Source organism: Thioclava sp. NG1, from assembly GCF_003122275.1.
Taxonomy (GTDB): Bacteria; Pseudomonadota; Alphaproteobacteria; order Rhodobacterales; family Rhodobacteraceae; genus Thioclava; species Thioclava nitratireducens.
Window position 1 is genome coordinate 298,355 of record NZ_QFBB01000002.1, and the last position, 19,482, is coordinate 317,836.

A 19,482-nucleotide genomic window follows, 5' to 3' on the forward strand; every position below is an offset into this window, starting at 1 on the left:
AATGACATGTTTTCAACCTTGCCCCCCGTGACTTGGGAGAAAATTACGCTAGTAAAAGAGCCAATTCCGGCCAGCTCCGCGCCAGCGCGTGCCTCCGATCGAGGCCGACGAGAGCGCCGAGCCCAGCGAAAAGGGACCGATCATGGCTGAAGCGAAACAGGTTGAGCGTCCGCTTTCCCCGCACCTTCAAATCTACCGTCCGCAGATGACCTCCTTCTCGTCGATCATGACGCGGATCACGGGTAACGGCATCATCGTGGGCGTTCTGCTGCTCGTCTGGTGGCTCCTCGCCGCCGCGACCAGCCCCGATTACTTCAATTTCGTGAACGCGATCGCGACCTCGTGGTTTGGCGATCTCGTCTTCACCCTGTCGCTGCTGGGCGTCTGGTATCACTACCTCGCCGGCATCCGGCACCTAATCTTCGATGCGGGCAAATACATGGATATCAAATCCGCCGAGATGCTCGGCTGGATCTGCACCATCGGTTCGGTCGTGCTGACCGTGCTGACCCTCATCATCATCCAATTCTGACGGAGGCCCTCATGCGTTACCTCACCGACCGCAAGCGCGCCGTGGGCAAGGGCGCCTCGGGCACTGGCCCCGAGCATCACTGGTGGATGTCAGCCTCGGCCGTTGCTCTCGCCTTCATGATCCCGACCTGGCTCTACATCGTAGGTACCACTCTGGGTGCGGACCAGCAGACCGTGATCACCACGTTCTCGAAGCCCTTTCCGGCCATCCTGACCGCGCTGGTCGTGATCGTCGGGATGCGCCACTTCGCGAAGGGCACCGAGATCTGGATCGAGGACTACATCCACGGCACCGCCGCGAAGGCCACCAAGATCGCGATGCATTCGCTGGCTTACGTGATCATGGCGACCGCACTCTATGCACTCGGCAAGATGGTCTTCATCGGCCTTCTGCTGGGCAACTGATAACGGGACGAGATAATGGCTGCTTACGAATACGAAACGCATAATTACGACGTGGTCGTGGTCGGCGCCGGTGGCTCGGGTCTGCGCGCCACGCTCGGCATGGCCGAACAGGGCCTGCGCACCGCCTGCGTGACCAAGGTCTTCCCGACCCGCTCGCACACGGTCGCCGCACAGGGCGGCATCGCCGCCAGCTTGGGCAACATGGGCCCGGACAGCTGGCAGTGGCATATGTACGACACGATCAAGGGCTCTGACTGGCTCGGCGACAACGACGCGATGGAATATCTCGCGCGCCACGCCCCCAAGGCCGTCTACGAGCTCGAGCACTATGGCGTGCCGTTCTCGCGCACCGAAGAGGGCAAGATCTACCAGCGTCCCTTCGGCGGCCACACCACCGAATACGGTGAAGGCCCGCCCGTGCAGCGCACCTGTGCCGCCGCGGACCGCACCGGTCACGCGATCCTGCACACGCTCTACGGTCAGTCGCTGAAGAACAACGCAGAGTTCTACATCGAGTATTTCGCGATCGACCTGATCATGTCCGATGACGGGCAGTGTCAGGGCGTCGTCTGCTGGAAGCTCGACGACGGCACAATGCACGTCTTCAACGCGAAGATGGTTGTGCTGGCGACCGGCGGTTACGGTCGCGCCTATTTCTCGGCGACCTCGGCCCATACCTGCACCGGCGACGGTGGCGGCATGGTCGCGCGGGCCGGTCTCGCGCTGCAGGACATGGAATTCGTGCAGTTCCACCCGACCGGCATCTATGGTTCGGGCTGCCTGATCACCGAAGGCGCCCGCGGCGAGGGTGGTTACCTGACCAACTCCGAAGGCGAGCGCTTCATGGAGCGTTACGCGCCGACCTACAAGGATCTGGCGTCGCGCGACGTGGTGTCGCGCTGCATGACCATGGAGATCCGCGAAGGCCGCGGCGTGGGTGAGCACAAGGACCACATCTTCCTCAACCTCAGCCACCTTCCGCCGGAAGCTCTGGCCGAGCGCCTGCCGGGTATCTCGGAATCGGCGAAAATCTTCGCCGGCGTCGACGTCACGAAAGAGCCGATCCCGGTTCTGCCGACCGTGCACTACAACATGGGCGGTATTCCGACGAACTACCACGGCGAGGTCATCAACCCGAAAGAGGGCGATCCCGATGCGATCGTGCCCGGCCTGATGGCCGTGGGCGAGGCGGGTTCGGCCTCTGTGCACGGTGCGAACCGTCTGGGCTCCAACTCGCTGATCGACCTCGTGGTCTTCGGTCGTGCCGCCGCGATCCGCGCCGGCGAGGTCGTCGATCCCAACGCGTCGAACCCGGACATCCCGAAAGCCAAGATCGACGCCATCTTCGAGCGCTTCGACAAGGTGCGCTACGCCGATGGCGGCACGCCCACCGCGGCGCTGCGCGACGAGATGCAGCGCACGATGCAGGCGGATGCGGCGGTGTTCCGGACCGACAAGACGCTGGCCGAGGGGGTCGAGAAGATGAAGGCGGTCGCCGCCAAGCTCGACGATCTCAAGGTCACGGACCGGTCGCTGATCTGGAACTCGGACCTGATGGAAACGCTGGAACTCGAGAACCTGATGCCGAACGCGCTGGCGACCATCGTGGGCGCCGAGGCACGCAAGGAATCCCGTGGTGCACATGCTCACGAGGATTATCCCGATCGCGACGACACCAACTGGCGCAAGCACTCGATCATGCATGTCGACGGCGCGAACGTCGATCTGACCTTCCGCCCGGTCCACATGGACCCGCTGACCCCCGAGGATCAGGGCGGGATCGAGATCAAGAAGATCGCGCCGAAGAAGCGGGTCTATTGATGCGTCACGCGCCGGCATATGGGCTTCTTGCGGCAGGGCTTGGCCTTGCCGCCTGCGCCCCTATCCCGGTCGAGCAGGCCGAGCGCCAGTGCTATGCCCAGTTCGCGCCCAAGCCGCCCATCACGGGCGAGGCGGGCATGGGCGTCACCAATAGCGGCTTCAGCTCGAAGATGAAGGTCGAGATGAATATCGGCGCCTCGGTGCAGGGCGACCCGTCCGCGGCCTACGACTCCTGCGTTTACAGAAAATCCGGCCGAATGCCCACGCGGCCGCTCTATTCGTACTGACGGAAAGGGGACCAACCATGGTTCAGTTCACGCTTCCGAAGAATTCCAAGATCCGCGTCGGCAAGACCTGGCCGAAGCCGGATGGCAAGAATATCCGCAAGTTCCAGATCTATCGCTGGGACCCGGATACCGGGGAGAACCCGCGTCTCGACACGTATTTCATCGACATGGACAAGTGCGGGCCGATGGTTCTCGACGCGCTCTTGAAGATCAAGAACGAGATCGACCCGACGCTGACCTTCCGCCGCTCCTGCCGCGAAGGCATCTGCGGTTCCTGTGCGATGAACATCGACGGGATCAATACGCTGGCCTGTATCTACGGTCTCGACGAGATCAAGGGCGACGTGAAGATCTACCCGCTGCCGCATATGCCGGTGGTGAAAGACCTGATCCCCGACCTGACCATGTTCTACGCCCAGCACGCGTCGATCATGCCCTGGCTCGAGACCAAGACGAACCGTCCCGAGAAGGAATGGCGCCAGTCGATCGAAGACCGCAAGAAGCTCGACGGTCTGTATGAGTGCGTCATGTGCGCCTCGTGCTCGACCTCGTGCCCGAGCTACTGGTGGAACGGCGACAAGTATCTCGGCCCGGCAGCGCTGCTGCACGCCTATCGCTGGATCATCGACTCGCGCGACGAAGCCACGGCAGAGCGCCTCGATCAGCTCGAAGACCCCTTCAAGCTCTATCGTTGCCACACGATCATGAACTGCACCAAGACCTGCCCGAAAGGTCTGAACCCGGCGAAAGCGATCGCCGAGATCAAGCGGATGCAGGTCAACCGGGTCGTCTGATCCGACGGATATATTGGGGCCGGCCTCTGGCTCACCCCCAGCAGATAGTAGAAAGGGCGGCGCGAGCCGCCCTTTTTGCTGCGTTGCGGCAAATGCATATCGCGGTTGCAGCATTTTGGGTTTGAATCCCCGCGAAAATCCCTAAATCGGGTGGCAGGGAGGAACTCGAAACGTGACTGGAGAGAGTTCCATGGTCGACATCGTCAAATTCCCCAAAGGGGCGCAACCGGTTCAAGTGGCCGAAGAGCATCTGGCCTACTACACCCCGGAGAAATCCGCCCCTGTGTTCACCCCGGCCGCGAAAGCAGAAGAGACCACCGGTCTCGAAGCGGTCGAGCTGATGTACGAGTATTACACCGCGGCTTGAGCGGTGACCTCCCGAATAGTTCCGTCGTGACTGCCCCGGCTCTTCGCCGGGGTTTTTCTTTGCGCCTTTCGCTCCTGGGCGGGGCAGGGCAGAGTGGGCGCGACAAGGAGGGAGCCCCATGCATCCGACGCCCGAGCACGCCGCGCCCGAAGACGCCCAAACCCGCCGCGATATCGCGCCGGTGATCTGTTACCCGACGGACGCGCTGCCCGCGCCGGACCTGTCCGCCTATCGCGCCGTGCGCGGGAACTGGGACAAGATCGCCGACCTGCGAGTGCCCCCGCGCGAGGCGCTGGCCTTCGACGTGCCCGCCGGACATTTCTTCCGCATCGCTTCGGTCGAGGGGCCGCAGGTGGGCGATCTGAATTTGTTCTCGGCGGACCTGTCCGAGCGGTTCTATTCCGGAAAGACACGCGCGCTGCATGGCACGCATCTGAGCCGCGGCGACCGGCTGTGGTCCGGCTTTCCGACGATGCGCCCGCTGGCGACGATTACCGAGGATACGCTCGACTGGTATGGCATCGACGCATTCGGTGGCTCGGTCCATGACGTGATCGGCACGCGCTGCGATCCTTATACGCATTGCCTGCTGTCCGATGGCGGGCAGTATCACCATTGCTGCCATTCGAACCTGACCCGTGCGCTGGCCGCGGCCCGTGATCTGCCTCTGCACGAGGCGGAGGCGCTGGTGCATGACGTGCTCAACGTCTTCATGTGCACCGGCTTCACCCGCGACACCGGGCAGTATTTCATGAAGGCGAGCCCGGTCCGGCCCGGTGATTATCTCGAATTCTTCGCAGAGACCGATTTGCTGGGCGTTCTGTCGGCGTGCCCGGGCGGGGATTGTTCAGCCGAGCACAGCTCGGACACGGCTGCATGTTACCCGCTGGGCGTGGAAATCTACCGCCCGAAATCAGCGCCCGAAGGCTGGGCGCCGCCCGCGCCCAACGCCTACGACCGCAGCCACGGGCTCTAACGGTTCGAGGTCAGCGAGACGAAGACTTCCTCGAGGCCCGGCTGTTCGCTCGCGATGTCGCGAATCTCGACCCCGGCGACGCGCAGCGCGTCAAGGATATCCTCTGCCGAGGTCTCGTTGCGCGAGTAGGAAAACGCCATCTGTCCGCCCGCGCGGGTCTCGAGCGTGACGCCTTCGGGAAGCCGAATCTCTTTCGTGACTTCGTTGCGCGGCTCCACCACCAGCGCCTTGCGGTCCATTCGCTTGAGAAGGTTCGGCGTGGTGTCGCGCACGATCAGTTCGCCGTTGTTGATGATCGCGATCTCGTCGCACATTTCCTCGGCTTCTTCGAGGTAGTGCGTGGTCAGGATGATCGTCATGCCCTGCTCATTGAGCTTGCGGACATTGCGCCAGAGCATCGCGCGCAGCTCGATATCGACGCCTGCGGTCGGCTCGTCCAGCACGAGGATCTGCGGGCGATGTACCAGCGCTTTCGCAAGCAGCAGACGCCGCTTCATCCCGCCCGAGAGGTTTCGCGCATAAGCCTCGGCCTTGTCCGACAGGCCCACCAGTTCGAGAATCTCGTCCGTCCAGCGCTCGGATTTCGGCACGCCATAGAGGCCCGCCTGCATCTCCAGCGCCGCGCGGGGCGTGAAGAACGGGTCCATGTTCAGCTCCTGCGGCATCACCCCGATCGCGGCGCGCGACTGGCGCGGGTTCACGTCCTGATCGAAACCCCAGATCACGACGCGCCCGTCGGTTTTCTTCACCAGCCCCGCAAGAATGTTGATCAGCGTCGACTTGCCCGCCCCGTTCGGGCCGAGAAGCCCGAAGATCGACCCCGCAGGGATCGACAGGTCGAGCCCCTTCAGTGCTTCTTTCGGTGCCTGCTTCTTGCCGCCTGCATAGGTTTTGCGCAGCCCGGTGACTTCGATTGCCTGCTGTTCCAACTTGCCCCGCCTTTCGCGATTGCTAGAATGAAGCCCAGATTTCAGGGCGCGGTTTTCGTGCCTTATATATACGGAGCATCCATGACTGCCACCCATTCGCCCAATGCCCCCGACGCACCCGAGACCGAGGTCGTCACCACCTGGAAGGTTGCCTGCGACGGCGGCGAGGGGGCACTCGGCCATCCGCGCGTTTGGCTGTCGATCCCGCGGGACACCGGTTTCGTCGAATGCGGCTATTGCGACAAGAAATACGTGATCGACCGCGATCACGCGCATGACGATCACTGAACCTGTCTGAGTCGACAGGGAAGGACGGCGTTCAGCCGTCCTTTTTCTGTGCCGCGCGTTTCATGCGTTCAAGCAGCGCAGCCTTCGGGTCCTTCTTGCTGAAAGGCGTCTTGTCGGTGCCGTAGGCGTTATGCTCGGCATGTTTGGGCGTGTTCTTCGGCGGCTTCGCGCCGCCCATCTTGGAATAGTCCATAGCTCAAATCCTTTACGGTTGCCGCTTGAGATGGGGGATTTCGGGGGCTCTGACAAGGGGCGCCACGCGTATCGCTCGGCGCGGCCGACCAGCCCGGGCCGCGCCCGACCTTCCCCCGGGAGGGCGCATTGGTGATGGAGCCCACAGCCTCTCTGCCCTACGGGCTTGCGAAGTGAACTGCTCAAGCCAGACGACAGCGAAGCGCGCACCCAAGGCTCGGGCGCGGCCCTTCACGCTGAGCGGTCGCCGATCCTCTTTCCCTCTGCACCCCCCTGTGGCACAACCGGGGCCAACGCGCGAAGGAGGGTTCCGCAATGGCATTCGGCAAAGGCTGTCACCTGCATCTGATCGACGGTTCGGCCTTCATTTTCCGCGCCTATCATGCGCTTCCGCCGCTGACTCGCAAATCCGACGGGCTGCCGATCGGGGCGGTCTCCGGATTCTGCAACATGCTGTGGAAATACATCGAGGACGCCAAGGGCTCCGACGCGCCGACCCATGCAGCCGTGATCTTCGACAAGGGCAGCCACACCTTCCGCAACGACCTCTACGATCTCTATAAGGCAAATCGCGACGAGATGCCCGAGGAACTGCGCCCGCAGATCCCGCTGACACGCGAGGCAACAAAGGCGTTCAATATCGCCTGCGAGGAACTGGCGGGCTACGAGGCCGACGACATCATCGCGACGCTCGCCCGGCAGGCCCGCGAGGCCGGCGGCCGCGTCACGATCATCTCGTCGGACAAGGATCTGATGCAGCTCGTCGGCGGCGGCGTCGAGATGTTCGACGCGATGAAGAACCGCGCGATCGGTGTCGAGGAGGTCGAGGCGAAGTTCGGCGTCGCCCCCGAGCGCGTGATCGACGTGCAGGCGCTCGCAGGCGACTCGGTCGACAATATCCCCGGCGCCCCCGGCATCGGCGTCAAGACCGCGGCGCTTCTGATCAACGAATTTGGCGACCTGGAGACGCTGCTCGCACGTGCCTCCGAGATCAAGCAGCCCAAGCGCCGCGAGACGCTGATCGAGAAGGCCGAGCAGATTCGCCTCTCGAAGCAGCTGGTAACTCTAGACGATCAGACCCCCATCGAGTTCACGCTCGACGATCTGGAAATCCGCGAGCCCGATGTCGATACGCTGATGGGCTTTCTCAATGAGATGGAGTTCCGCACGCTGACCCGCCGCGTGGCCGAGAAATTCGGCGCCGAGCCGCCGCCCGCGCCCGTCGTCACCGACGTACCGGCAAGCCATGTCGACCCCGCGCCGGAGGTGGACCAGCCGCCCTTCGATCCCGACAGCTATGTCTGCATCCGCGATGCCGAGACACTGACGCAGTGGCTGGATGAGGCCCGCGCCAAGGGCTGGGTCGCGGTCGACACCGAAACCACGTCCCTCAATGACATGAAGGCCGAACTGGTGGGCGTGTCGCTGTGCACCGAAGCGGGCAAGGCGGCTTATCTGCCGCTCGCACATATCTCCGGCGGCGATGATCTTTTCGGCGGCTCCGAACGTGTCGCCGGCCAGATGGACTTCAAGGAGGCGCTGGCGCTCCTCAAACCCGTGCTCGAAGACCCGGCGATCCTGAAGATCGGCCAGAACATGAAGTATGACTTCAAGATCTTCGCCCGGCTCGGGATCCGCGTGGCGCCGATCGACGACACGATGCTGATGTCCTACGCAATGTTCTCGGGGCTGCACGGCCATGGGATGGATACGCTGTCGGATCGCTACCTCAACCACCAGCCGATCCCGATCAAGGAACTGATCGGCACCGGCAAGAGCCAGATCACCTTCGACAAGGTCGAGATCGAGAAGGCCACGCGCTACGCCGCTGAGGACGCCGATATCACGCTGCGCCTCTGGCAGCAGTTCAAGCCGCGGCTGCATCGCGAACGCGTCACCACCGTCTACGAGACGCTGGAGCGTCCGATGGTGCCGGTGCTGGCCGATATGGAAATCGCGGGCGTGAAGGTCGACGCCTCGGTGCTGTCGCGCATGTCCAACGCCTTCGCGCAGAAGATGGCGCAACTCGAAGACGAGATCGCCGAGATCGCGGGCCAGCCCTTCAATGTCGGGTCGCCGAAACAGCTGGGTGAGATCCTGTTCGACACGATGGGCGTCGAGGGCGGCAAGAAGGGCAAGACCGGGGCCTACGGCACGGGCGCGGATGTGCTCGAAGACGTGACCACGATGGAAGACACCAACCCGCAGGCCGCGCGGCTGGCGGCACGTGTGCTCGACTGGCGGCAGATCTCGAAGCTGAAATCGACCTACACGGATGCGCTGCAGACCCATGTCCATCCCGAAACGGGCCGCGTCCATACCTGCTACTCGATCGCGGGCGCGAATACCGGACGTCTGGCCTCGACCGATCCGAACCTGCAGAACATTCCCGTGCGCTCCGAGGAAGGCCGCCGCATCCGCGAGGCGTTCGTGGCGCGCGAGGGCTGCAAGATCGTCTCGCTCGACTACAGCCAGATTGAATTGCGCATCCTCGCCCATGTGGCGGATCTTCCCGAGATGCGCGAGGCCTTCAAGGAAGGACTGGACATTCACGCCGCGACTGCCTCGGAGATGTTCGACGTGCCGCTCGACCAGATGACGCCGGAGATCCGCCGTCAGGCGAAGGCAATCAATTTCGGCGTGATCTACGGGATTTCCGGCTTCGGCCTTGCCCGCAACCTGCGCATCCCGCGGGCCGAGGCGCAGGGCTTCATCGACCGCTATTTCGAACGCTTCCCCGGTATCCGCAAATACATGGACGACACGGTGGCCTTCGCTAAGGAGCACAAATACGTCCAGACCCTGTTCGGACGTAAAATCCATACGCCCGATATTGGCGCGAAAGGCCCGTCGGCGGGCTTCGCCAAACGCGCCGCGATCAACGCGCCGATCCAGGGGGCTGCGGCCGATATCATTCGCCGCGCGATGGTGCGGATGCCCGAGGCGATCGACGGTCTCCCGGCCCGGATGCTGCTACAGGTGCATGACGAACTGATCTTCGAGGTCGAGGACGCCGCGATCGACGACCTGATCAAGACCGCCCGGGCCACGATGGAAGGCGCGGCGGAGCCGGTGATGAAGCTCTCGGTGCCGCTCGTCGTCGACGCGGGGCAGGGGGAGAGCTGGGCCGCCGCTCACTGAGCCGCGGGTTGACGCACGAGGATATTGGTCACGCGCCGCGCCAACGGCGCGACCAGCAGCACCGAAGGATAGGCGAACATCCAGCTCGAGAGCCAGCTTGCCGCCCAGAGCGCCGGAAAGTCCTCCACAAGCCCCGTCGCCCGGTAGGTCGCCACGCCCGAGACCAGAAATGACATGATCCCCGACAGGATCAGGCTGAAGACGAAATGGGCATAGCGCGCGGGGATCATCGGGTCTCCTTCTCGGGTCGGAAAATTCTCCGCTCGCATTTTGGTGATTGAACGTGAGGAGGCAACGCACAAACCTGTGTGCTGATCCGCGCGAACGAGTTGTCTCGCATTGACCCCGCCGCCGCGCAATGTTGAGACTGCGCATGCCTCCGGCGGGGATATTTGGACCAAGCCGAAAATGCGGGCATCGCGTTCGACTTGGCCCCAACATCCCCTGCGGAGCGTCCCAACCGCGCCTCAGGCGCCGAGATTCGAGAAAAGCGCCCATGCCCCACGATCATCACCACCACCACCATCTCGACGCCGATACGAGCGATAACCGTGTGCTCTGGGCGGTGGTCGTCAATGTCATCCTGACGGTCGCGCAGGTGCTGGGCGGGGCGATCGCTGGCTCGATGGCGCTGATCGCGGACGGGGTTCATAATTTCTCCGACGCGGCGGCGCTGGTGCTGGCCTTCGGGGCGCGCAAGCTGGCCAAGCGCGGCGCGGATGCCGCGATGAGCTTCGGCTGGTCGCGCGCCGAGGTCATCGCGGCCTTCGTCAATTACATCGCGCTGATCCTGATCTCGCTCTGGCTGATCGTGGAGGCTGTCGGGCGGATGATCGATCCGCCTCAGGTCGATGGCTGGATCGTGGTCTGGCTCGCGACGCTGGCGCTGATCGTCGATCTGGCGACGGCGGCGCTGACCTATGCGCTCTCCAAGCACAGCCTGAACATCCGCGCGGCTTTCCTGCATAATCTGGCCGATGCCGGGGCGTCGGTCGCGGTGATCGTGGGCGGTGTCGTGATCCTGCTCTACGACTGGAAGATGGTCGATCCGATCCTGACCATCGGCATCTCGCTCTTCATCCTGTGGCATGTCGCCACCGATCTGAAACCGGTGCTGCGCATCCTGATGCTCGGTGCGCCGCCCGAGAAGGACAGCACCGAGGTACGCCGTGCGTTGGGGGATGTCGAAGGCGTCGAGGGTGTCCACCACGTCCACCTGTGGCAGATCGACGAGCGGCGCGTCTCCGTCGAGGCGCATCTCGTGCTGGCGGAGGGGCGGAATTACGCAACCGTCATTGCGCGGGCCAAGGATATGCTGGCACACCAGTTCGGCATCCATCATGCGACGCTGGAGCCGGAAAGCGCGGATCTGGGCTGCGCCGACCACAAGGCACATGACGACCACGCGGCTCGCGATCACGACCATGCTCATGAGCACGGGGCGCACCCCGCGCATTGAGCGCGGGGCCTAGCGTAGCCAGTCCAGACTTTCCGGTGTGCTGCCCTTCGGCGTGTACTCCGCCGAGACGTAGCCATCATAGCCTGCCGCATCGAGCGTCGCGAAGAAGCCCGCGAGATCGCTTTTGCCCGAACCGGGCGCGCCCCGGCCCGGCGCATCCGCGAATTGCACATGCGCCGCGCGATGCCCGTGCGCGGCCCAACAGCCCGCCAGATCGCCGGTCAGCATCTGCGCGTGATAGGCGTCGAATTGCAGATGTAGGTTCGGGGCAGCGACCGCGTCGAGCACTTCCGCCGCGAGATCGAAGCTGTCGAGGAAATAACCGGGCATGTCGGTCGGGTTGACCGGCTCGATCGTCAGGACCCGTTTCGGCGCGCGCGCCGTCGCCCATTTCAGGTTCTCGATATAGGTCGCGCGGGCCTCCGCCCCTTCGGCCTTGCCCGCCATGATATGGATGGCGCGTGGCTTCAGGATATCGGCGAAGCGCATCGCGCGGTCGAAATCGCGGCGGAAGCGCGCTTCGCTGCCCGGTACCGCGGCGAAGCCACGATCGCCGCCCGTATAGTTCGGCGGCGGCACGTTCATCAGCACGAAGCTCAGGTCGTGACGGATCAGTTCGTGGCGCATCTCTTGCGCGGAAGCGTCGTAGGGAAACAGCACCTCGACCGCGTCGAAGCCGGCTTTTCTTGCCGCTTTGAAACGATCCATGAAAGGCAGTTCGGTGAAGAGGAACGTCAGGTTCGCGGCGAACTTCGGCACATTACAACTCCGCGGCACGCATGATCGGGAAGAAGCTGCCAGCCGAGATCACACCGGTCCAATCTTCGCCCTCAAATTCGCGGGTCACGGCGAGATCGACGAGCCGGTAAAAGCTCTTGCGGTCGATCAACGCCTCCAGTCCGCGGCGCACATGCAGATAGGGGCGGGGCTCGCCATCCTCGCTATGTTCCACCCGGATCGCGTGGTCTGCATCGGCAAGAACCACGTCGCCCACATTGGTCGTGAAGCGAATCGACTGGTCGTCGCCCTCGCCCTCAGCGGTGAAATCGACGGCGATGAACGGCGCGTCCTCGACCCGGATACCCACCTTCTCGACCGGGGTAACGAGATAGTATTTCCCGTCCTCCAGTTTCAGAATCGATGAAAACAGTCGCACCAGCGCCTCGCGGCCGATCGGCGTGCCAAGATAGAACCACGTCCCGTCGCGGCGGATCTCCATATCGAGGTCGCCGCAGAAGGGCGGATCCCACAAATGCACGGGCGGCGGGCCCTTTTTGCTGGCTTTCTTGGCTGCATCCGCAAGCCCATCTGCCGTGGGGGAAGAGGTCGAAACTGTCTGTTTGTGATCCGTCATGCAAATTTGGCCGTTGGTCGGAGCGTGGTTATCTGCTTTGCTGGCAAGATAGGCATCAACGGGGAGAATGTCATGGCCGAGCCCGAAAAGCTGATGGAAGATATCGAACGACTTGGCGGCAAGCTCGCACAGGCGCGCGCCTCGATCGACCGGCGATTCATCGGGCAGGATCAGGTGGTGGAGCTGGTTCTGGCGGCGATGCTGTCCGGGGGGCACGCGCTTCTGGTCGGCTTGCCGGGCTTGGGCAAGACGCTTCTGGTCGAGACGCTGTCGACCGTGATGGGGCTGGGATCGAACCGCATCCAGTTCACGCCGGACCTGATGCCCGCCGATATTCTGGGCTCCGAAGTTCTGGAAACGGCGCCCGACGGCAGCCGCGCGTTCCGCTTCCTCGAAGGCCCGGTCTTCTGCCAGCTGCTGATGGCGGACGAGATCAACCGCGCCTCGCCCCGGACCCAGTCTGCGCTTCTTCAGGCGATGCAGGAACGCGAGGTCACCATCGCCGGCGAGCATCGCCCGCTTGGCCCGCCCTTCCACGTTCTCGCCACGCAGAACCCGATCGAGCAGGAGGGCACCTATCCACTGCCCGAGGCCCAGCTCGACCGTTTCCTCGTTCAGATCGACGTCGATTACCCGGATCGCGAGACAGAGCGCTCGATCCTGCTGGCGACCACCGGTGTCGCGGCGGAGGGCGCGCATACCGTCTTCACCCCGGCCGAACTAATCGAGGCGCAGGGGATCGTGCGGCAGATGCCCGTGGGCGAGAAGGTTGTCGATGCGATCCTCGATCTGGTGCGGCTCTGCCGTCCGCGCGAGGCTGAGGCGCCCGACTTCATCCGCGATGCGCTGGCCTGGGGACCGGGGCCGCGGGCCGCGCAGGCGCTGATGCTGACCGTTCGGGCGCGTGCGCTGATCAATGGCCGACTGGCGCCGACGCTGGACGACGTACAGGCAATGGCCCGCCCGGTGCTGATCCACCGCATGGCGCTGAGCTTCGCGGCCCGCGCCCGGGGCGAGACGTTGGGCGACCTGATCGACCGCGCCGTGGCAGAGGTCACCGGGCCGCGCGCCGCCGGGGCCGCCGCTTGAGCGTGACCTCCGATACCGCAGCGTCGGGGCCCGCCCCCGCGCTGAGCCTGCGCCGCGAGGCGGAAGGGGCAGCCTCTGCGCTGCCTCCGCTGCTGGTCGCGGCGGAGCAGTTGGCGGCGACCGTTCAGATGGGGTCACATGGGCGCAGGCGCGCGGGATCGGGCGAGGAATTCTGGCAATACCGCCCCGCCCATGCGGGCGACGAGCTGCGCTTCGTCGATTGGCGGCGCTCGGCGCGCTCTGATAGCCAATATGTGCGCCAGCGCGAATGGCAACTGGCGCAATCGGTGCATCTGTGGGTCGATGATGCGGCCTCGATGCGCTTCACCGGGGCCGAGAGCGGTCGCAACGCCCGCGTCACCAAATCCGAGCGCGCGCGGGTGTTGGGCCTCGCGCTCGCGGTGCTGATGGTGCGCGGCGGTGAGCGCGTGGGGCTGACCGGCCCTCTCGCACCACCACGGCCCGGACGCGCGCAGCTAATGGAGCTTGCGGGCCTTCTGTCGCGCGAGGCGGGCGTGCAGGATTACGGCGCGCCCGAAATCGCGGGCGTCACGCCGCAATCGCGCGTGGTGCTGCTGTCGGATTTCTTCGGTGACCTCGGCCCGATCGAGGCGGCGCTGGGGCGTCTGGCGGATCGAGGCGTGTCGGGCGTGATGATGCAGGTGCTCGATCCGGACGAGGAAGCCTTTCCCTATGATGGGCGCACGATCTTCCAGTCGATGACCGGCGCGCTGGTCCATGAGACGCGCAAGGCTGGCGATTTGCGTGCGCGTTATCTCGACCGGCTGGCCGCACGGCGCGATCAGCTCGCCACGCTTGCGCGCAGCGCGGGCTGGCAGTTCTCGACCCATCACACGGGCGATCCGGCGCAGGTGGCGCTGCTCTGGCTCTATTCCGCGCTCGAAAGGGGGCGCTGATGTGGATGCTCGGCCCCATCGGCTTCACCGCGCCCTGGCTTCTGCTGGGGCTGGCTGCGTTGCCGATCATCTGGCTGATCCTGCGCGCGGTACCGCCCGCGCCGATCCGCAGGCGCTTCCCGGGCGTCGCACTGCTTTTGGGCCTCAAGGACGAGGAAGTGCAGGCCGCGCGCACGCCGTGGTGGCTGCTGGCGCTCCGTCTTCTGGCGCTGGCCGCCGCGATCATCGGTTTTGCCGGGCCGGTCCTGAACCCACAGCGGGTCGTGCCCGGAACCGGGCCGCTCCTGATCGTGGTCGACGGTAGCTGGGCCTCTGCCCGCGATTGGTCGCGCCGGGTGGAGCGGATGACGGCGGCGCTGAAGGATGCGCAGCAGGCGGGCCGTCCGGCAGCTGTAATTTCGCTGGCCGATCCACCGCCCGCGCAGGTGAGTTTCACGGATGCGGGCGCGCTGATCCAGTCGCTCCCCGGCATCCAGCCGCAGCCTTGGGCGCCGCAGAACTTCGACGCCGCAAACCTGCCGGACGGGAATTTCGAGACGCTCTGGCTGTCTGACGGGTTGGCCCGCGACAGCCGGGCCGGTGTTCTGAGCGCGCTGGAGGCGCGCGGTCCGGTCAAGGTCTGGCAGCCGCAACTGCCGGTTCTGGCGCTGGGCGCGGCCCGGATCGAGGATGGCGCACTCGTCGTGCCCGCGCTTGCCTCCAGTATTCCGCCCAGCCCGCGCGATGTCGCCGCTGTAGGGCGCGATCCGGCGGGTGTCGAGCGCGAGCTGGCGAGCCAGCCGCTTCAGTTCACCGACAGCCGCGAAACAGAGCTGCGTTTCGATCTGCCGCCCGAGCTACGCAACCGTATTACCCGGATCGAGGTCACGGGCATGCGCTCGGCCGGTGCGGTGAGCCTGACCGATGACGCGGTCAAACGCCGCAAGGTCGCGATCCTCTCGGGTGCGCGCGACCGCGAGGGGCTGGAGCTGCTCTCGCCCACGCATTACCTGCATCAGGCGCTCGCCCCGACGGCGGACCTGATCGAGGGCACGCTTGCCGATGTGCTGACCGCCGATCCGGACGTGATCATCCTCGCCGATATGGCCGATCTGCCCGAACAGGCTAAACTGCAGGAATGGGTCGAGAAGGGCGGGCTGCTGATCCGCTTCGCAGGGCCGCGCATGGCCAATGCCAATCTCGACGCCGACACGCTGCTGCCGGTGCAGCTGCGTGCCGGAGGCCGCTCGCTGGGCGGCACGATGAGCTGGGGCGATCCGCGCGCGCTGGCGCCCTTCCCGGAAAACTCGCCCTTCACGGGGCTGACGGTGCCCGACGACGTGACGGTGAAGGCACAGGTCATGGCCGAGCCCGCGCCGGACCTGAGCGAACACACGATCGCCGCGCTGACCGACGGCACGCCGCTCGTCACCCGCGCCAAGATGGGGCAGGGGGCGGTGGTGCTGTTTCACGTCACCGCGAATGCCGAATGGTCGACCCTGCCGCTGTCGCTGCTGTTCCCGCAGATGCTGGAACGGCTCGCGGTCTCTGCCCGGCCCGCCGCGCCGGAAGAGGCTGATCTCGCGGGCCAGACCTGGGTGCCGCAGAAGCTGCTCGACGGGTTCGGGCGGCTGCAGGATGCAGGCGCTGCCGCAGGTGTGCCGGGCGAGGAGCTGGCCAAGGCCGAGCCCGGGCCGAAGCTGCGCCCGGGCATCTACACCGCCGAGGATCGCTCGGTCGCGCTGAACGCCCTGCCGCGCGGCGCGACGCTTTCTCCCGCGAGCTGGCCTGCGAATGTCCCCGTCGAAGGGGCTTTCGAACAACGCGAAATGCCCTTGAAAGGCTGGCTTCTGGGGGCTGCGCTTGCGGCGCTTCTGCTGGACATCCTCGCGACGCTGGCGCTCTCGGGCAAGCTCTGGGGGCCGCGTGCGATGAAGGCCGCCGCTTTCGGGGCCGCCGTGATCCTCGCAAGCTTCGCGCCGCCGCAAGCCCATGCCGAGGATATGGATCCGGCGCGCGCGATCGAGGCTGCGTCCAACGTGGTTCTGGCCGCGATGCCCACCGGCGATGCCGAAGTCGACCGGGTTTCGATGGCCGGGCTCAAGGGCCTGTCGCAGGTTCTCAACCGGCGTACCACGGTCGAGCCTTCCGCGCCGATGATGGTCGATCTGAAGAACGACGATCTGGCCGTCTTTACTTTCATCTACTGGCCGATCTCGGCAGATCAGCCTGCACCGAGCCCGATGGAATATGCCAAGCTGAACCGCTACCTGCGCGGCGGCGGGATGATCCTGTTCGACACGCGCGACGCCGATATCGCGGGCTTCGGCGAGGCGACGCCTGCAGGCAAGCGTTTGCAGGCGCTGGCCGCGCCCTTGGACATTCCGCCGCTCGCGCCGATACCGGATGATCACGTACTGACCCGCACCTTCTACCTTCTGCAGGATTTCCCCGGTCGCTATGATGGCACGATCTGGGTGGAGGCTCCGCCAGCCGATGCCGAACGCGCCGAGGGGATGCCGTTTCGCAACCTCAATGACGGGGTGACGCCGGTGGTGATCGGCGGCAACGACTGGGCCTCGGCCTGGGCCGTCGACGATCGCGGGATGCCGATGTTCCCGGTGGGGCGCGGCCGCACCGGCGAGCGTCAGCGCGAAATCGCGGATCGCTTCGGGGTGAACCTGATCATGCATGTGCTGACCGGCAACTATAAATCCGATCAGGTCCATGTGCCTGCGCTTCTCGAAAGGCTGGGGCAATGAACGGGCTGTCGGTAATCTTCGCGCCGCTTCTGCCATGGCCTGTGATCGCGGGCGCGGCCGCTGTGGCGGCCGTTCTGCTGGCGCTGGCGCTCTGGCGCGGGCTTAAGGGCTGGGCGCTGCGGGCCTTGGCCGCGCTGGTGCTGCTGGCCGCGATCGCGCAGCCCTCCTTGCAGCGCGAACAGACCACGCCACTGTCGAATATCGTTTTGCTGGTCGACGACCGGTCCTCCTCGCAGAAGCTCTCGGATCGCGGGCAACAGACCGACCGCGCCGTGGCACGTCTGCAAGCGCAGCTCGATGCGATGCCTAATGTGGAGACGCGCCGGATCACCGTTCCGGACGGGGCCGACAATGCCGGCACCGAGCTGGGCGCGAGCCTCGCCGAGGCGCTGGCCGCCGAGCCGCGCGCCCGGGTCGCGGGGGCGCTGATGGTCACCGACGGGCAGGCCCATGACGCGCAGCTTGCCCCCGATCTGCCCGCGCCGCTGCAGGTGCTGCTGACCGGCAAGCGCAGCGACTGGGATCGTCGTATCCTGATCGAGACCGCGCCTTCCTTTGGCATTATCGGTGAGGAAACCGATATCCGTCTCAAGGTCGAGGATATGGGCGCCGTTCCCGAAAGCGCGGGCGGCGTGGCCGATCTGACGATCTCGATCGATGGCAAGGACCCGAAAAGCTACAAGGTGCGCACCGATCGCGATCTGGAACTGCCGCTGACGCTGACCCATGGCGGGCAGAACGTGGTGCAGTTCACGCTGACGCCGCTGGATGGAGAGCTGACCGACCGCAACAATGTCGCGACCGTGCAGATCAACGGCGTGCGCGACCGGCTGCGGGTGCTTCTGGTCTCGGGTCAGCCCCATGCGGGCGAGCGGACGTGGCGCAACCTTCTTAAGTCGGATGCGGGCGTCGATCTCGTGCATTTCACCATCCTGCGTCCGCCGGAGAAACAGGACGGCGTGCCGGTGACGGAGCTGTCACTGATCGCCTTCCCGACGCAGGAGCTGTTCGTCGACAAGATCGACCAGTTCGATCTGATCATCTTCGACCGCTACGGCGCACGGGGTATCCTGCCGTCGGCCTATTTCGACAACATCAAGGATTACGTCGAGCGCGGCGGCGCGATCCTCGTGGCCGCCGGTCCGGAATTCGCGACCGTCGAAAGCCTCTATCAGACGAGCCTTGGCGACATCATGCCCGCGCGCCCCACCGGCCGCGTCATGTCGGAAAGCTTTCTGCCGCGCCCGACCGATCTGGGCCTGCGTCATCCGGTGACCGCCGGGCTGGAAGGGGCACCTGCGCCCGAGGGCGAGGATACGGCCGCCGAGAAAGACGGCCCGCATTGGGGGCACTGGCTGCGCCAGATCGAACTGACGAACCCCACCGGCGAGGTCGTCATGTCCGGGGCCGAGGGCAAGCCGCTGCTGGTGCTATCGCGCGAAGGCGAGGGGCGGGTGGCGCTTTTGGCGTCCGATCAGGCGTGGCTCTGGGATCGCGGCTATGACGGCGGTGGGCCACAGCTCGAATTGCTGCGCCGCATCGCGCATTGGGAGATGAAAGAGCCTGAGCTGGAAGAGGAGGCACTCTATGCCGAGATCGATCCCGGCGCGCTTTCGATGCGGATCATCCGTCGCACGATGGAAGATACCGCGCCGCCGGTGACCGTGACGCTGCCCGATGGCTCGACGCAGGAAGTGCCGCTGACCGAGACCGCGCCGGGTCGCTTCACCGCGCGCTGGACCGCGCCCGAGGCAGGGCTCTACCGGCTCAAGGACGGCGATCTGGAGCGGGTCGTGGCGATGGGCCCCGCCAGCCCGCGCGAGTTCGAACAGACGATTGCCAGCGGCGATCCCCTCGCTGCCGTGGTCGAGGCGTCGAATGGCGGCGTGACGCGGCTCGAAGACGGGGTGCCCGATATCCGCGAGGTGCGTGCGGGGCGACCCTCGGCAGGGCGCGGCTGGATCGGCATCACGCCGCGCGGCGCGACGGCCACCACCGATATCCGCGTGCAGCCGCTGATGCCCGCCTGGGTCTGGCTGCTCCTCGCAGCGCTGCTGACTGTGGGGGCATGGCTGATCGAAGGGCGGAATCGGCGCGGCGGTGGCGGCGGGCCGAGCGCAGCGTGATCCAAGCGGGGATTGCCCGGAGACCGCTTCACGTGTAGCAGGTGTTAGCGGTATCGGAACGCGAA

Annotated in this window: 19 protein-coding genes; 14 read left to right on the top strand and 5 right to left on the bottom strand. The window is 65.3% G+C overall.

The window, feature by feature from the left end; all coding sequences use genetic code 11:
• The first annotated feature begins 142 nt into the window (after positions 1-142).
• The 7 genes from sdhC to DEM26_RS04540 all read left to right on the top strand — a co-directional run bounded on the left by sdhC (position 143) and on the right by DEM26_RS04540 (position 5,181).
• Positions 143-532 (top strand): succinate dehydrogenase, cytochrome b556 subunit, encoded by a 390-nt coding sequence (gene sdhC, locus DEM26_RS04515; protein ID WP_075776227.1) that lies wholly within the window; start codon positions 143-145, stop codon positions 530-532.
• Positions 533-543: 11 nt separating this feature from the next.
• Positions 544-936: a succinate dehydrogenase, hydrophobic membrane anchor protein gene (locus DEM26_RS04520; RefSeq protein ID WP_075776184.1), complete on the top strand. Its 393-nt coding sequence runs from the start codon at positions 544-546 to the stop codon at positions 934-936.
• A gap of 15 nt (positions 937-951) precedes the next feature.
• Positions 952-2,757, top strand: coding sequence for a succinate dehydrogenase flavoprotein subunit (gene sdhA, locus DEM26_RS04525; protein ID WP_088719084.1), 1,806 nt, complete (start codon positions 952-954; stop codon positions 2,755-2,757).
• The gene (locus DEM26_RS04530; RefSeq protein WP_075776182.1) at positions 2,757-3,044 is read left to right on the top strand and encodes a hypothetical protein; all 288 of its coding nucleotides are present in this window, start codon (positions 2,757-2,759) and stop codon (positions 3,042-3,044) included. The genes sdhA and DEM26_RS04530 overlap by 1 nt, the downstream gene beginning before the upstream one ends.
• 17 nt (positions 3,045-3,061) lie before the next feature.
• Positions 3,062-3,838 (top strand): succinate dehydrogenase iron-sulfur subunit, encoded by a 777-nt coding sequence (locus DEM26_RS04535; RefSeq protein ID WP_075776181.1) that lies wholly within the window; start codon positions 3,062-3,064, stop codon positions 3,836-3,838.
• A gap of 190 nt (positions 3,839-4,028) precedes the next feature.
• Complete coding sequence (locus DEM26_RS20310) at positions 4,029-4,205, top strand: hypothetical protein (RefSeq protein WP_157771564.1); 177 nt, start codon at positions 4,029-4,031, stop codon at positions 4,203-4,205.
• Positions 4,206-4,323: 118 nt separating this feature from the next.
• Positions 4,324-5,181, top strand: a complete 858-nt coding sequence (locus tag DEM26_RS04540) for an urea carboxylase-associated family protein (RefSeq protein WP_109171805.1) — start codon at positions 4,324-4,326, stop codon at positions 5,179-5,181.
• Here the strand turns inward: DEM26_RS04540 and DEM26_RS04545 are convergent.
• Entirely contained in the window at positions 5,178-6,110 is a 933-nt protein-coding gene (locus DEM26_RS04545) for an ABC transporter ATP-binding protein (RefSeq protein ID WP_075776179.1), read from the bottom strand. The two genes, DEM26_RS04540 and DEM26_RS04545, sit on opposite strands and share 4 nt — an antisense overlap.
• An 81-nt stretch (positions 6,111-6,191) precedes the next feature.
• On the opposite strand from DEM26_RS04545, the gene DEM26_RS04550 reads away from it, so the two are divergent.
• Positions 6,192-6,398: a zinc-finger domain-containing protein gene (locus DEM26_RS04550; RefSeq protein ID WP_075776178.1), complete on the top strand. Its 207-nt coding sequence runs from the start codon at positions 6,192-6,194 to the stop codon at positions 6,396-6,398.
• A gap of 31 nt (positions 6,399-6,429) precedes the next feature.
• Here the strand turns inward: DEM26_RS04550 and DEM26_RS20555 are convergent, their stop codons facing one another.
• Complete coding sequence (locus DEM26_RS20555; protein ID WP_166504559.1) at positions 6,430-6,591, bottom strand: hypothetical protein; 162 nt, start codon at positions 6,589-6,591, stop codon at positions 6,430-6,432.
• Positions 6,592-6,905: 314 nt separating this feature from the next.
• On the opposite strand from DEM26_RS20555, the gene polA reads away from it, so the two are divergent.
• A complete protein-coding gene (gene polA, locus DEM26_RS04555) occupies positions 6,906-9,731 on the top strand; it encodes a DNA polymerase I (RefSeq protein ID WP_075776177.1) in 2,826 nt (941 codons plus the stop codon).
• Here polA and DEM26_RS04560 read toward each other — a convergent pair.
• Complete coding sequence (locus DEM26_RS04560) at positions 9,725-9,961, bottom strand: DUF2798 domain-containing protein (RefSeq protein WP_075776176.1); 237 nt, start codon at positions 9,959-9,961, stop codon at positions 9,725-9,727. The genes polA and DEM26_RS04560 overlap by 7 nt on opposite strands.
• A 266-nt stretch (positions 9,962-10,227) precedes the next feature.
• Between DEM26_RS04560 and DEM26_RS04565 the strand changes: the two genes are divergently transcribed.
• Positions 10,228-11,190: a cation diffusion facilitator family transporter gene (locus tag DEM26_RS04565; protein WP_088727020.1), complete on the top strand. Its 963-nt coding sequence runs from the start codon at positions 10,228-10,230 to the stop codon at positions 11,188-11,190.
• Positions 11,191-11,199: 9 nt separating this feature from the next.
• On the opposite strand, the gene DEM26_RS04570 is transcribed toward DEM26_RS04565, so the two are convergent.
• Both DEM26_RS04570 and DEM26_RS04575 read right to left on the bottom strand, forming a co-directional pair.
• A complete protein-coding gene (locus DEM26_RS04570; protein WP_109171806.1) occupies positions 11,200-11,949 on the bottom strand; it encodes a hydroxypyruvate isomerase family protein in 750 nt (249 codons plus the stop codon).
• 1 nt (position 11,950) lies between these two features.
• Positions 11,951-12,544: a DUF1285 domain-containing protein gene (locus DEM26_RS04575; protein ID WP_088721933.1), complete on the bottom strand. Its 594-nt coding sequence runs from the start codon at positions 12,542-12,544 to the stop codon at positions 11,951-11,953.
• 72 nt (positions 12,545-12,616) lie between these two features.
• Here DEM26_RS04575 and DEM26_RS04580 point away from each other — a divergent pair, with 72 nt between their 5' ends.
• From DEM26_RS04580 to DEM26_RS04595, 4 genes are read left to right on the top strand one after another with little or no spacing between them, the layout of a single operon-like run.
• Positions 12,617-13,633, top strand: coding sequence for an AAA family ATPase (locus DEM26_RS04580; protein WP_078519704.1), 1,017 nt, complete (start codon positions 12,617-12,619; stop codon positions 13,631-13,633).
• Positions 13,630-14,550, top strand: coding sequence for a DUF58 domain-containing protein (locus tag DEM26_RS04585; protein ID WP_233243022.1), 921 nt, complete (start codon positions 13,630-13,632; stop codon positions 14,548-14,550). The genes DEM26_RS04580 and DEM26_RS04585 overlap by 4 nt, the downstream gene beginning before the upstream one ends.
• Positions 14,550-17,291 carry a DUF4159 domain-containing protein gene (locus tag DEM26_RS04590; protein ID WP_109171807.1) on the top strand — a complete coding sequence of 914 codons (2,742 nt, stop codon included), beginning with the start codon at positions 14,550-14,552 and terminating at the stop codon, positions 17,289-17,291. The genes DEM26_RS04585 and DEM26_RS04590 overlap by 1 nt, the downstream gene beginning before the upstream one ends.
• On the top strand, positions 17,288-19,417 hold the full coding sequence (locus DEM26_RS04595) for a hypothetical protein (protein ID WP_109171808.1): 2,130 nt from the start codon (positions 17,288-17,290) through the stop codon (positions 19,415-19,417). The genes DEM26_RS04590 and DEM26_RS04595 overlap by 4 nt, the downstream gene beginning before the upstream one ends.
• The last annotated feature ends 65 nt before the right edge of the window (positions 19,418-19,482 follow it).

Bases quoted from the DNA above. Each gene is read 5' to 3' on its own strand.
- sdhC (WP_075776227.1), top strand. From the start codon at position 143: ATGGCTGAAGCGAAACAGGTTGAGCGTCCGCTTTCCCCGCACCTTCAA.
- DEM26_RS04520 (WP_075776184.1), top strand. From the start codon at position 544: ATGCGTTACCTCACCGACCGCAAGCGCGCCGTGGGCAAGGGCGCCTCG.
- sdhA (WP_088719084.1), top strand. From the start codon at position 952: ATGGCTGCTTACGAATACGAAACGCATAATTACGACGTGGTCGTGGTC.
- DEM26_RS04530 (WP_075776182.1), top strand. From the start codon at position 2,757: ATGCGTCACGCGCCGGCATATGGGCTTCTTGCGGCAGGGCTTGGCCTT.
- DEM26_RS04535 (WP_075776181.1), top strand. From the start codon at position 3,062: ATGGTTCAGTTCACGCTTCCGAAGAATTCCAAGATCCGCGTCGGCAAG.
- DEM26_RS20310 (WP_157771564.1), top strand. From the start codon at position 4,029: ATGGTCGACATCGTCAAATTCCCCAAAGGGGCGCAACCGGTTCAAGTG.
- DEM26_RS04540 (WP_109171805.1), top strand. From the start codon at position 4,324: ATGCATCCGACGCCCGAGCACGCCGCGCCCGAAGACGCCCAAACCCGC.
- DEM26_RS04550 (WP_075776178.1), top strand. From the start codon at position 6,192: ATGACTGCCACCCATTCGCCCAATGCCCCCGACGCACCCGAGACCGAG.
- DEM26_RS20555 (WP_166504559.1), bottom strand. From the start codon at position 6,591: ATGGACTATTCCAAGATGGGCGGCGCGAAGCCGCCGAAGAACACGCCC.
- polA (WP_075776177.1), top strand. From the start codon at position 6,906: ATGGCATTCGGCAAAGGCTGTCACCTGCATCTGATCGACGGTTCGGCC.
- DEM26_RS04560 (WP_075776176.1), bottom strand. From the start codon at position 9,961: ATGATCCCCGCGCGCTATGCCCATTTCGTCTTCAGCCTGATCCTGTCG.
- DEM26_RS04565 (WP_088727020.1), top strand. From the start codon at position 10,228: ATGCCCCACGATCATCACCACCACCACCATCTCGACGCCGATACGAGC.
- DEM26_RS04575 (WP_088721933.1), bottom strand. From the start codon at position 12,544: ATGACGGATCACAAACAGACAGTTTCGACCTCTTCCCCCACGGCAGAT.
- DEM26_RS04580 (WP_078519704.1), top strand. From the start codon at position 12,617: ATGGCCGAGCCCGAAAAGCTGATGGAAGATATCGAACGACTTGGCGGC.
- DEM26_RS04590 (WP_109171807.1), top strand. From the start codon at position 14,550: ATGTGGATGCTCGGCCCCATCGGCTTCACCGCGCCCTGGCTTCTGCTG.
- DEM26_RS04595 (WP_109171808.1), top strand. From the start codon at position 17,288: ATGAACGGGCTGTCGGTAATCTTCGCGCCGCTTCTGCCATGGCCTGTG.